Below are 11,746 nucleotides of genomic sequence, written 5' to 3' on the forward strand. Positions count from 1 at the left end.
GCGAGCGAGCTCGCGGCACTCGTCGACGCGCACGATCCCGACATCCTGTGCCTGCAGGAATGCGATGTCGCCGATCTGCCCGACCGCGTCGGCGACCTCGTGCTCGCCGACGCGACCCAGGGGAACCGCCTCGGCCTCGCCCTGTTCTACCGGGAGAGCGAGTTCCATCTGCAGGATGTCCGCACGATCGGACTGAAGAAGTCGCTGCATGATCGCATCGCCAAGCCCGCGCACGAGCGTGTGCTCGGCGCGCGCCTTCGAGACATCGACACGGGCCGGGATTTCATCGCCGCCTCGTTCCATGCCGCGCCCCTGACCGCGCTCAACTCGCTGCGGCGGCATCAGATCCGCGCCGCGCTCACCGAGCTCGCGACACTCGGCGAAGGGCTGCCCCAGCTGATGGTGGGGGACTACAACTACCCGGTCTTCAAGGAGAACCTCGGCAAGACGGTCCGTGAGCACGGCTACGCCCTCACCATGAGCGATGATCACACCTATACGCGGTACCGGGTGTTCCGCGGGCACTACGACTTCGCGACCTCGGTCGGCTTCGAGATCCAGAGGGTCACGACCCTCCCGCAGGGCCTGAGCGATCATCGCCCGATCCTGGTGACGACGCGGTTCGACTGAGGGGCATCCGTCCGGTTTGGGGTTCGTGCCCTGCATGACGTAAGCTGTCTCTTTGGTACTCGACTGCCGAGTGCCACGAACGTGAGCCCTCCACTGGCGTGTTCATCCCTGTAGGGAAGAACCACCCCGGAGTGGGATTCACGAACTTCTCCGTTCGAACAAGAAAGCAGCACTATCGTGACGCGCACTTACACCCCGAAGGCCGGCGAGGTCCAGCGTGACTGGGTCGTCATCGACGCCACTGACGTCGTTCTCGGCCGCCTGGCTTCGCACGCCGCTACGCTCCTGCGTGGCAAGCACAAGCCCACCTTCGCCAACCACATCGACTCGGGTGACTTCGTCATCATCGTGAACGCCGACAAGGTCGCGCTCACGGGTCAGAAGCTCCAGAAGAAGCTGGCTTACCGTCACTCGGGTTACCCGGGCGGCCTGAAGTCGGTCACCTACGCCGAGCTCCTCGAGAAGAACCCCGTCCGCGCTGTCGAGAAGGCCATCCGTGGCATGCTCCCCAAGAACAGCCTGGGCCGTCAGCAGCTGTCGAAGCTCAAGGTGTACGTCGGTGCCGAGCACCCGCACGCCGCGCAGCAGCCGCAGACGTACACCCTCGACCAGGTCGCCCAGTAAGCGCCGTAAGACTTAAAGGACATACTCGTGGCTGACATCCAGGACACCACCGAAAACCCCCAGAACTTCTCGACGTCGACTCCCGAGACCGAAGCAGTCGAGGCGGCTCCCCGCCCCGTGCTGAGCGTTCCGGGTGCCGCTGTCGGCCGTCGCAAGCAGGCCATCGCCCGCGTGCGTCTCGTCCCCGGCTCGGGAACGATCACGGTCAACGGCCGCACGCTCGAGGACTACTTCCCGAACAAGCTGCACCAGCAGCTGATCAACGACCCGTTCACCATCCTGAACCTCGCGGGTGGCTACGACGTCATCGCGCGCATCTCCGGTGGTGGCCCCTCGGGTCAGGCCGGCGCGCTGCGTCTCGGAATCGCTCGTTCGCTCAACGGCATCGACGAGGAGAACAACCGCGCGACCCTGAAGAAGGCCGGCTTCCTCTCCCGTGACGCTCGCGTCAAGGAGCGCAAGAAGGCTGGACTCAAGAAGGCCCGCAAGGCGCCTCAGTACTCCAAGCGTTAAGGTCCACTGCTCCGATGCCGATCTTTGGCACGGACGGCGTGCGAGGACTTGCCAACGGCATCCTCACCGCCGACCTGGCGCTCACCCTGGCCCAGGCGACTGCTGTCGTCCTGGGCCAGGGCCGTACTGCGGAGGCTCGCAAGGCCGAGGGCAAGAGACTCACCGCAGTCGTGGCACGAGACCCGCGCGTCTCCGGTCATTTCCTCACGGCTGCCGTCTCGGCCGGTCTGGCATCGTCGGGAGTCGACGTGCTCGAGGCCGGGGTCATCCCGACTCCGGCGCTCGCCTTCCTCGTCTCCGACCGTGACGCCGACTTCGGCGTCATGATCTCGGCCTCGCACAACGCGGCGCCCGACAACGGGATCAAGATCTTCGCACGCGGCGGGGTCAAGCTTCCCGACATCGTCGAGCAGCGCATCGAAGAGGCGATGGCGGGCGAGAAGCTGCGCCCGACCGGTGCAGGAGTGGGCCGGATCATCCGGTTCTCCGATGCAGAGGATCGCTACGTCGTGCATCTGCTCGGATCGCTGCCCAACCGTCTCAACGGCATCAAGGTCGTGCTCGACTGCGCCCACGGCGCGGCATCCGGCGTGTCTCCCGAGACCTTCCGCGATGCGGGGGCCGATGTGACCGTGATCGGTGCGGACCCCGACGGATGGAACATCAACGACGGCGTCGGTTCGACGCACCTCGACAACCTGGCTGAGGCGGTCGTGCGTCTCGGCGCCGACATCGGCATCGCGCACGATGGCGACGCGGATCGCTGCCTCGCGGTCGACGCTCAGGGCAACGTCATCGACGGCGACCAGATCATGGCGATCCTCGCGGTCTCGATGAAAGAGCGCGGACACCTCACCGACGACACGCTCGTCGCCACCGTCATGAGCAACCTCGGTCTGCACGTCGCGATGCGCGAGCAGGGGATCACCGTGCGGCAGACAGCCGTGGGAGATCGCTACGTGCTCGAGGACATGAACGAGGGCGGCTATGCCCTCGGCGGCGAGCAGTCCGGTCACGTGATCATGAGCGAGTTCGCCACCACGGGGGACGGACTGCTCACGGGGTTGCACCTCGTCGCCGAGATGGCTCGTCAGAACAAGACGATCGCCGAGCTCGCGAGTGTCATGACCGTGTACCCGCAGGTGCTCATCAACGTCCGCGACGTCGACAAGGATGCGGTCGACGCCGATCCTGTCGTGCAGGATGCGGTGCGTGCCGTCGAAGCGGAGCTCGGCGACACCGGTCGCGTGCTGCTGCGCAAGTCCGGTACCGAGCCGCTCGTGCGGGTGATGGTCGAAGCCGCGGATGCCGATTCCGTGCAGACCTACGCCGACCGTCTGGTCGACGTGGTGCGCGAGCGCCTCGCCCTCTGACGCAGTTCCTGAACGCTCCCGTCTGCCGTCCTTCTCTCCGCGCGTTGCCGCTGGAGAGCAGGGCGGTGAACGGGAGCTTTCTGCGTCATCGGCGGCGGCGCGCGTCACCGGCGCCCGCTCCTGCGGGATCAGCCCCGTGGCTGTCCGAGCTGCTCGATGTAGCGGAGCAGCACTCCCTCGCGCAGCGCCCACGGTGAGACCTCGAGCTCGTCGACCTTCAGGGCGGTCATGGCCGTGTGCAGCGAGACGGCGGCCGCGACGATCTGGAACGCGCGGTCGGCGGTGATTCCCGGCAGCTCCTGGCGAGCGGATGCCGGGATACGGGCGAGGCGGGGGATCCACGATCCGAGAGCCTCGCGCGGCAGCACCATGCGCTGAATGCCCGACCAGCCGGGCATCGGATAGCCCGCCAGTCGGGCGAGAGAGCGGATCGCCTTGGACGACCCGACGACGTGATCGGGGCGGGGCAGGTCACCGAACCGCGGCAGGACGTCGGCGAGCGTCGACCTCGCGTGTGCTCGCAGACGGTCCACGTCGTCTTCGCCGGGAGGGTCGTTCGGAAGGAACTGCACCGTCATCCGGCCGGCGCCCAGAGGGACGGAAGCCGCAGCATCCGGCAGCTCGTCGCCGCCCGCGGCGATCTCGAGCGATCCCCCGCCGATGTCGAGAAGAAGCAGCTGGCCGGCCGACCACCCGAACCATCGGCGCACGGCGAGGAAGGTGAGCTCGGCCTCGGTCTCGCCGTCGAGCACCTGCAATGGCTGGCCGAGTGCGGCCTCGATGCGCGCGATGACCTCGGCGCCGTTCCTGGCATCACGCACCGCGCTGGTCGCCGTCGCGAGCAGCGCATCGACCCGCTCCTCCTCGGCGACGCGACGGGCCTGCGCGACGGCGGCCTCGAGTGCGCGCACGCCCTCTTCGGAGATCGATCCGTCGTCGGTGAGATAGCGCATCAGCCGCAGTACGCTGCGGTCGCTCGTCGTCGCCAGGGGTCGACCACCGGGGCGGACGTCGGCGGCGAGCATATGGACGGTGTTGGAACCGATGTCGAGAACTCCGAGGCGCACGGATAGACACTACCGCCGCCCCGTTACGATGTATCCGTGACCACCGCCGACTCCACGCTGCCCCTGTCGCCGTACCGGGAGATCGGCCGTGACGAATGGGCGCGGCTCGCCGCGGGACTCGATCAGCCGCTCACAGAGACCGAGGTCGTCGAGCTCCGGGGCATCGGAGATCGTCTCGACCTCACCGAGGTGCGCGAGGTCTACCTGCCCCTCAGTCGGCTGCTCAGCCTCTATGCGACGGCCACGAAGCGTCTCGGCGCAGCGACGAGCTCGTTCCTGCAGGAGGACGACACGACCACTCCGTTCGTGGTCGGCGTGGCGGGATCCGTCGCGGTGGGCAAGTCGACGATCGCGCGACTGCTGCGCGAGCTCATGAGCCGCTGGCCCGGCACGCCCCGGGTCGAACTCGTCACGACTGACGGATTCCTGCACTCCAACGCCGAGCTCGAACGGCGCGGACTCATGGACCGCAAAGGATTCCCGGAGTCCTACGACCGTCGCGCCCTGATCGAGTTCCTGACCGAGGTCAAGAGCGGAGCCGCCGAGGTGCGGGCGCCCTTCTATTCGCACATGCGGTACGACATCGTCCCGGATGCGCACGTGGTGGTGCGTCGTCCCGATGTCGTGATCGTCGAGGGCCTCAACGTGCTGCAGCCGCCGCCCGCGCCGAACGACGTCGCCGTGAGCGACCTCTTCGATTTCTCGATCTTCGTCGATGCCGGCACCGCGCACATCGAGAAGTGGTACGTCGATCGGTTCCTCGCGCTGCGGGAGGGGGCCTTCTCCAACCCGTCGTCGTACTTCAACGTCTTCGCGCACCTCACCGATGAGGAGGCGATCACCACCGCCCTCGGCTACTGGAACGAGATCAACATGCCGAATCTCGTCGAGAACGTGATGCCGACCAAGCATCGAGCCCGACTGGTGCTCAACAAGGGCGTCGACCACAGCGTCGAGAGCGTGCTGCTGCGTAAGCTCTGACCCGACGGATTCGTTCGGAACCTTCGCAAATATCCGCGCTTACTCTTGTCGACATGTGTGGAATCGTCGGATACGTGGGCCCTCGGCCCAGCCAGGACATCCTGCTCGCGGGCCTCGCCCGTCTCGAGTACCGCGGCTACGACTCCGCGGGTGTCGCCGTCATCGACGGCGACGGCTCGCTGGGTATGCGCAAGAAGGCCGGCAAGCTCGCCGCGCTGCGTGACTCACTCGCCGATTCGGCACTCGCCGACGGCAACACCGGCATCGGGCACACGCGCTGGGCGACTCACGGCGGGCCGACCGATGTCAACGCCCACCCCCATCTGGCCGACGATGACCGGCTGGCGCTGATCCACAACGGGATCATCGAGAACTTCTCGGCGCTGCGCGACGAGCTGCTCGCTGACGGCGTCGTGTTCCGCAGCGAGACCGACACCGAGGTCGCGGCGGCCCTCCTCGGTCGCGAGTACCGCGACAACGGAGGAGATCTGCAGCTCGCCTTCCGCAACGTGGTCAACCGCCTCGAAGGTGCCTTCACGCTCCTCGCGCTGCACCAGGATCACCCGGGACTCGTCGTCGGCGCTCGCCGAAACTCGCCGCTCGTGATCGGACTCGGCGAGGGCGAGAACTTCCTCGGCTCCGACGTCGCGGCCTTCGTCGAGCACACGCGCAAGGCGCTCGCCATCGGACAGGACCAGATCGTCTCGATCACCCCCGACGCGGTGACCGTCACCGACTTCGCGGGCACGCCGGTCGACGCAGAGCCGTTCGAGGTCTCGTGGGACGCCGGGGCCGCCGAGAAGGGCGGATGGTCCAGCTTCATGGCCAAGGAGGTCGCCGAGCAGCCCGAGGCGGTCGCCAACACCCTGCGCGGTCGGATCCAGGGTGATCAGGTCGTGATCCCCGAGCTCGACGGTCTGGACGAGCTCTTCCTCGGCATCAACCGCATCATCATCACTGCGTGCGGCACCGCCGCGTACTCGGCACTCGTCGGCAAGTACGCGATCGAGCAGTGGGCGCGCATCCCGGTCGACGTGGAGCTCGCACACGAGTTCCGCTATCGCGACCCTGTGATCGGCGCCGACACGCTCGTCGTCTCGATCAGCCAGTCGGGCGAGACGATGGACACTCTGATGGCCGTGAAGTACGCGCGCGAGCGCGGGGCACGCACGCTCTCGATCTGCAACACGCAGGGCGCCACGATCCCGCGCGAGTCGGATGCCGTCGTCTACACGCACGCCGGTCCCGAGGTCGCCGTGGCCTCGACCAAGGCGTTCTCGGCGCAGATCACCGCGCTGCTGCTTCTCGGTCTGCACATGGGCCGCGTCCGCGGCGCCGTGCAGGACGCATCCGTCGATGTCGCCGAGTTGGTCGCGCTTCCCGAGAAGATCGCCAAGGTGCTCGAGAGCGAGCAGGAGCACGTCACACAGCTGGCCGGCTGGATGGCCGACACCCGCTCGGTGCTGTTCCTCGGTCGCCACGTCGGCTTCCCGATCGCGCTCGAGGGCGCGCTGAAGCTCAAGGAGATCTCGTACATCCACGCCGAGGGCTTCGCCGCCGGTGAGCTCAAGCACGGGCCGATCGCCCTGATCGAGCCCGGACAGCCGGTCTTCGTGCTCGTGCCTTCGCCGCGTCACTCGGCGCTCGTGCACTCGAAGGTCGTCTCGAACATCCAGGAGATCCGCGCCCGCGGTGCCCGAGTGATCGTGGTCGCCGAAGAGGGCGACGCCGCCGTGCTGCCGTTCGCCGACGAGGTCATCCGCATCCCGCTGGCCGGAGCGATGTTCGAGCCGCTGCTCACCGTGGTGCCGCTGCAGATCTTCGCGATGGCTCTCGCCACCGCCAAGGGACTCGACGTCGACCAGCCTCGCAACCTCGCGAAGTCCGTCACGGTCGAGTAAGGCTCCTGCCGACTGGCGGGGTGATTCCCGCCGAATGGCTGACTGATTCCCGCATGGCTGACGCGAGTGCCGACCTGCGTCAGCCATGCGGGCAACGGTCAGCCATACGGTTCAGAGCTTTGCGCGCCCCAAAGCGCCCACGATGGCGGCGATCACCTCGTTCCAGTCGTGGATGATCATGGCGTAGTCGAAGCGGAGCGTCTCGAACCCGAGTCGCGATGCTGCGGCATCCCGCCCCAGGTCGCGATGACGTTCTGACGCGCCATCATGGTTGCCCTTGCCGTCGGCCTCGAGGATGAGGCGCCCTTCGAGGACGAAATCGACCCGGCCGACCCCTTCGATGAGGACCTGCGTCAGGACGTGGATGCCGAGGAGATGCAACCGAAGCCGGAGGATCGATTCGAGGCCGCTGTCCGCATCGTGGCGTGCGAGGTCGACCAGCCATCGAGCGCCCGCAGGAAGGGCCGCGCGGATGCGACGCCGCGCGGCTGCTCCGATCAGGCGTTGCGCCCAGGCGGACTCGAACGCGGCGAAGAAGAACTCGTCACCGTGACAGCCGAACGAGTGCACCAGCGCCGCCTCGACCGGAGCCAGCCCCACTCGCATCACTCCTGAGCGATAGTGCTCGATGCAGACGCAGTCGGGATGTGGATGCGTGCGACCGGCGTGGCCCAACCAGACATGCGGGTGCGCGTCGTCTTCGAGAACCCAGACGCCGTGCAGGCGCAGCGCGCCCGCGCAGGTCAACGCGCCTCCGTGAAGAGCAGCCGTGCAGACCTCCGATGCGCACGACGGCGTCGCGAAGACTCCGGTGCGGATCCTGATCAGTTCACCGCGACGGACCGCGTTCGACAGGTCCTTGCGCGTGCATCCGAACGACGCGAGCAGTGATCCGCGGGTGATTCCGCCGTGCAGTTCGACGAGGGCCAGTGGCGTGGGCATCCGCCGATCCTCTCCTGTTCGTGTGCATCGACTGAGGGGATTCCAGTGAGTGTGGATCGATCACCTCGGTGGCCGGGCCGTGCAGGAGGAGTCGTGCCGGCCGGATGGCTGACGATTCCCCGATGGGCGGCTTCTGCGCGGGGGAGGAGACAGCCAGCTGGGAAACGGTCAGCCAACCGGCCGTGGGGGCACGACCGGGGTGACGGCGCCCGTGCTCGGCTGGCTGATGATCCCGCGCCTGGCGGAGCGAGCGGGGCGGATGGGCAGCCAAGCGGGGAAGTGTCAGCCATGCGGGCCTCCCGGCGAGGGCGAGAGGCAAGGGCCCGGGCAGGGGCCGGGGCAGAAGGGACGGATGCCGCGACTAGGCTGAACTGGTGATCATCGGGACCGGCATCGACCTCGTGGACATCCCGCGGTTCGAGCGGACCCTCGAGCGCACGCCGCGCCTTCTGGAGCGTCTCTTCGCGCCGGGGGAGCGGGGGCTGCGGCTTGCGTCACTCGCCGCGCGCTACGCCGCGAAAGAGGCGCTGATCAAGACGCTCGGCGGCTCGGACGGCGTGCACTGGATCGAGATCGAGATCGCCTCGGAAGCATCGGGCCGCCCCTATTTCGTGCTCTCGGGGACCACATCCGGGGTCGTCGCCGAGCGAGGGATCACCCGCCTGCACCTGACCCTCACCCACGACGCGGGGCTCGCCGCCGCATTCGTCGTCGCCGAAGGAGAGCCGCTGTGACCGTTCCGTTCCGCGAGGCGCGCATCGACCTCGACGCCATCAGCGACAACGTCCGCCACTTCCGACGCCTGACCGGAGTGCAGGTCATCGCGGTGGTGAAAGCGAACGCCTACGGGCACGGCGCCGCTGCCGCCGCCGTCGCGGCTCTCGCCGGGGGTGCGACGCGGCTCGGTGTCGCGGAGATCCCCGAGGCGCTCGAACTGCGCCGTCAGGGCATCACGGCGCCGATCCTCGCGTGGCTGCACGCGCCCGGTGAGAGGTTCGAGCAGGCCGCGGAGAACGCCATCGAGGTCGGCATCTCCTCGTTCGACCAGCTCGAGGCCGCGGGCGCCGCCGCGACCGTCGATCGTCCGGTCGGCGTGCACCTCAAGTTGGAGACCGGGCTGTCGCGCAACGGCATCGCTCCGGCCGACTGGCGGCGCGTGCTCGCCGAAGCCGCCCGACTCGAGCGCATCGGACGCCTGCGCATCATCGGACTGTTCAGCCATCTCTCGAACACCTCACCCCAGGACGACCGAGAGGCGCTCGCGAGGTTCGAAGAGGGCGTCGCTCTGGCGGCGTCCTTCGGCATCCACCCCGAGCTCCGTCACATCGCCGCCACCGCCGCGGCCATCGACCTTCCCGAGATGCGGCTGGACGCGGTCCGCATCGGCGTGGGGATCTACGGTCTCTCGCCGTTCGACGACCGCTCGTCGGCAGAGCTCGGCCTGCGACCTGCCATGACGCTGCGAGGCGCGGTCGCCGCAGTCCGTCGGGTGCCCGCCGGCGCCGGCATCTCGTACGGCTACGACCACCGGACTCCGCACGACACCACGCTCGTGCTGGTTCCCTTCGGCTACGCCGACGGTGTTCCGCGTCAGGCCTCGGGCCGGCTGCCCGTCTCGATCGCCGGACGCCGCCACACGAATGTCGGCCGCATCGCGATGGACCAGTTCGTCGTCGATGTGGGCGACACTGCGGTGTCGATCGGCGACGAGGTCGTGTTGTTCGGGGATCCGACTCTCGGCGTTCCTTCCGCCGCCGAGTGGGCGAACGTCGCATCGACCATCAACTACGAGATCGTCACGCGCATCGGCGCACGAGTGCCCCGGAGATCGGCATGAGCGTGGATCCCGCATTCCTCGGCAGGCATGAGATCGAGACGTCGGCTGCCATGGAGCAGCTCGGCTTCCGTATCGGCGAGCAGCTCGAGGCAGGGGACCTGCTGATCCTGACGGGTCCGCTGGGGGCGGGGAAGACCACGTTCACCCGCGGGCTCTCCGAGGGGCTCGGGGTGCGCGGCCCGGTGCAGAGCCCGACGTTCGTGATCGCGCGGACTCATCCCTCACTCGTCGGTCGTGCGCCGCTGGTGCACGTCGACGCCTACCGCCTCGGTTCGGGAGCCGAGCTCGACGACCTCGATCTCGACCTCGCACGGTCGGTCGTGGTGATCGAGTGGGGGCGCGGCATGGCCGAGGACCTCGCCGAACGGTGGTGGGACATCGAACTCGAACGCCCCGTGGGCGGGGGCGACGACCTCGACCCGTCGGAACTCGATGCGGATGCTCCGCGTCACGTGACCATCACCGCAGAGGGACGCTCGGCGAACACGGGGTGAACCCCGACTACCCTGGAGAGGTGATCCTCGCCGTCGACACCTCTCTGGGCACCGCCGTCTCGCTCATCGATGCCGACGGCACGCTCCGTTCTCAGGCATCCGCCGTCGATCCGCTCGGGCACGCCGAGGTGATCGGCGACCTGCTCGCACGCGCGCTCGTCGACGCGGGCGAGGGGCCCATCGACCACGTCGTCTCGGGCATGGGACCGGGACCGTTCACCGGATTGCGCATCGGCATCGCTGCGGCTCGCGCGTTCGCGCTGGGACGCGGCATCCCCGTCGTACCCGTGCCGAGCCATCACGCCGCGGCGCTGACCGCGATCGAGCACGATCGGATCGACGGCGCGTTCGCGATCGTCACCGACGCGCGGCGCCGCGAGGTCGCGATCACCGTCTTCGCCGGCACCGACGCGGACGGAATCCCGGCGGTCGTCGCAGAGACCGTTCTCGTGCCGCGAGCCGATGCGGACGCACACCTCGACGGCATCCGACGCATCGATGTCGACACGCTCTCGGCCGCCGATCTCGCCCGGGTGGGCGCGCGGGGGCTCGCGGCCGGACGTACGCTGGCCGACTCCGAGCCGCTGTACCTGCGTCAGCCCGACGTCACCATGCCCGGCGCCCCGAAGAAGGTGGGACTGTGACCCTTCGCGCCGCCACCCCTGACGACCTCGACGCCATCATGGCGATAGAGCATCGATCCTTCCCGACCGACGCGTGGAGCCCGCAGGCCATGGCGCTCGAACTCGCGAGCCCGCACGGTCGCTACCTGGTCGACGAGCACGAGGGCACGATCGTCGGCTACGGCGGAGTGCGTGCGCTGGAGGGCGGATCGGATGCCGACATCCAGACGATCGCCCTGGACGCGGAGTATCGCGGCGCGGGTCGGGGGCGGGCGCTGCTGCGGGCGCTGCTCTCCGCTGCGGCAGAGCGTGGCGCGCGCGAGGTGTTCCTCGAGGTGCGTGCCGACAACCCGACGGCCGAGGGGCTCTACCGCTCCGAAGGATTCGAGGAGATCGGACGTCGTCCGCGCTACTACCAGCCGGATGACATCGATGCGGTCGTGATGCGCCTCGCACTGCAGCACTCGCGTGCCGCCGAGCAGCGCACGAGCGATTCGGATGCCGCGAAGGAGGCGAGCGCATGACTGAGCCACTCGTGCTGGGCATCGAGACGAGCTGCGACGAGACCGGGATCGGCATCGTGCGAGGACGCACCCTGCTCTCGAACACGATCGCGTCGAGCATGGACGAGCACTCGCGCTACGGCGGGGTGGTGCCCGAGGTCGCGGCGCGCGCCCACCTCGAGGCGCTGCAGCCCTCGATCGACGCGGCGCTCGCCGAGGCCGGCGTGCCGGGCGCCCTCGTGACGATGTCCCATGCCC

13 protein-coding genes and 1 pseudogene are annotated in these 11,746 nt (G+C 68.4%); 12 read left to right on the forward strand and 2 right to left on the reverse strand.

Features of this window, described 5'->3' with window-relative positions:
* From RTM68_RS07315 to glmM, 4 genes are all read left to right on the forward strand, one after another.
* Positions 1 to 630: endonuclease/exonuclease/phosphatase family protein (locus tag RTM68_RS07315; protein WP_312169646.1), on the forward strand; the 630-nt coding region annotated here is incomplete at its 5' end.
* Positions 631 to 807: 177 nt separating this feature from the next.
* The gene (rplM, locus tag RTM68_RS07320; RefSeq protein ID WP_167946044.1) at positions 808 to 1,254 is read left to right on the forward strand and encodes a 50S ribosomal protein L13; all 447 of its coding nucleotides are present in this window, start codon (positions 808 to 810) and stop codon (positions 1,252 to 1,254) included.
* A gap of 27 nt (positions 1,255 to 1,281) precedes the next feature.
* Entirely contained in the window at positions 1,282 to 1,767 is a 486-nt protein-coding gene (rpsI, locus tag RTM68_RS07325) for a 30S ribosomal protein S9 (protein ID WP_312169649.1), read from the forward strand.
* Positions 1,768 to 1,781: 14 nt separating this feature from the next.
* Entirely contained in the window at positions 1,782 to 3,140 is a 1,359-nt protein-coding gene (gene glmM, locus RTM68_RS07330; protein WP_312169651.1) for a phosphoglucosamine mutase, read from the forward strand.
* Positions 3,141 to 3,268: 128 nt separating this feature from the next.
* Here glmM and RTM68_RS07335 read toward each other — a convergent pair whose 3' ends face one another.
* A complete protein-coding gene (locus tag RTM68_RS07335; protein ID WP_312169653.1) occupies positions 3,269 to 4,207 on the reverse strand; it encodes a Ppx/GppA family phosphatase in 939 nt (312 codons plus the stop codon).
* A gap of 36 nt (positions 4,208 to 4,243) precedes the next feature.
* Here RTM68_RS07335 and coaA point away from each other — a divergent pair, with 36 nt between their 5' ends.
* Both coaA and glmS read left to right on the forward strand, forming a co-directional pair.
* Positions 4,244 to 5,188: a type I pantothenate kinase gene (coaA, locus tag RTM68_RS07340; RefSeq protein ID WP_312169655.1), complete on the forward strand. Its 945-nt coding sequence runs from the start codon at positions 4,244 to 4,246 to the stop codon at positions 5,186 to 5,188.
* A gap of 53 nt (positions 5,189 to 5,241) precedes the next feature.
* Positions 5,242 to 7,089, forward strand: a complete 1,848-nt coding sequence (gene glmS, locus RTM68_RS07345; RefSeq protein ID WP_312169657.1) for a glutamine--fructose-6-phosphate transaminase (isomerizing) — start codon at positions 5,242 to 5,244, stop codon at positions 7,087 to 7,089.
* Positions 7,090 to 7,200: 111 nt separating this feature from the next.
* Here glmS and RTM68_RS07350 read toward each other — a convergent pair whose 3' ends face one another.
* Complete coding sequence (locus RTM68_RS07350) at positions 7,201 to 8,031, reverse strand: DUF559 domain-containing protein (RefSeq protein ID WP_312169658.1); 831 nt, start codon at positions 8,029 to 8,031, stop codon at positions 7,201 to 7,203.
* A 374-nt stretch (positions 8,032 to 8,405) separates the two neighbouring features.
* Here RTM68_RS07350 and RTM68_RS07355 point away from each other — a divergent pair, with 374 nt between their 5' ends.
* The 6 genes and pseudogenes from RTM68_RS07355 to RTM68_RS07380 all read left to right on the forward strand — a co-directional run.
* A complete protein-coding gene (locus RTM68_RS07355; RefSeq protein ID WP_312169660.1) occupies positions 8,406 to 8,765 on the forward strand; it encodes a holo-ACP synthase in 360 nt (119 codons plus the stop codon).
* The gene (alr, locus tag RTM68_RS07360) at positions 8,762 to 9,868 is read left to right on the forward strand and encodes an alanine racemase (protein ID WP_312169662.1); all 1,107 of its coding nucleotides are present in this window, start codon (positions 8,762 to 8,764) and stop codon (positions 9,866 to 9,868) included. Before RTM68_RS07355 ends, alr begins: the two co-directional genes overlap by 4 nt.
* Positions 9,865 to 10,362 carry a tRNA (adenosine(37)-N6)-threonylcarbamoyltransferase complex ATPase subunit type 1 TsaE gene (gene tsaE / locus RTM68_RS07365; protein ID WP_312169664.1) on the forward strand — a complete coding sequence of 166 codons (498 nt, stop codon included), beginning with the start codon at positions 9,865 to 9,867 and terminating at the stop codon, positions 10,360 to 10,362. Before alr ends, tsaE begins: the two co-directional genes overlap by 4 nt.
* Positions 10,363 to 10,382: 20 nt before the next feature.
* A complete protein-coding gene (gene tsaB, locus RTM68_RS07370) occupies positions 10,383 to 11,006 on the forward strand; it encodes a tRNA (adenosine(37)-N6)-threonylcarbamoyltransferase complex dimerization subunit type 1 TsaB (protein WP_312169666.1) in 624 nt (207 codons plus the stop codon).
* A complete protein-coding gene (gene rimI / locus RTM68_RS07375; protein WP_312169667.1) occupies positions 11,003 to 11,509 on the forward strand; it encodes a ribosomal protein S18-alanine N-acetyltransferase in 507 nt (168 codons plus the stop codon). The genes tsaB and rimI overlap by 4 nt, the downstream gene beginning before the upstream one ends.
* Positions 11,506 to 11,746: pseudogene (locus tag RTM68_RS07380) on the forward strand (hypothetical protein); the annotation flags it as partial. The gene rimI and the pseudogene RTM68_RS07380, both read left to right, overlap by 4 nt.

This window comes from Microbacterium sp. (genome assembly GCF_031988965.1).
In the GTDB taxonomy this organism is placed as follows: Bacteria; Actinomycetota; Actinomycetes; order Actinomycetales; family Microbacteriaceae; genus Microbacterium.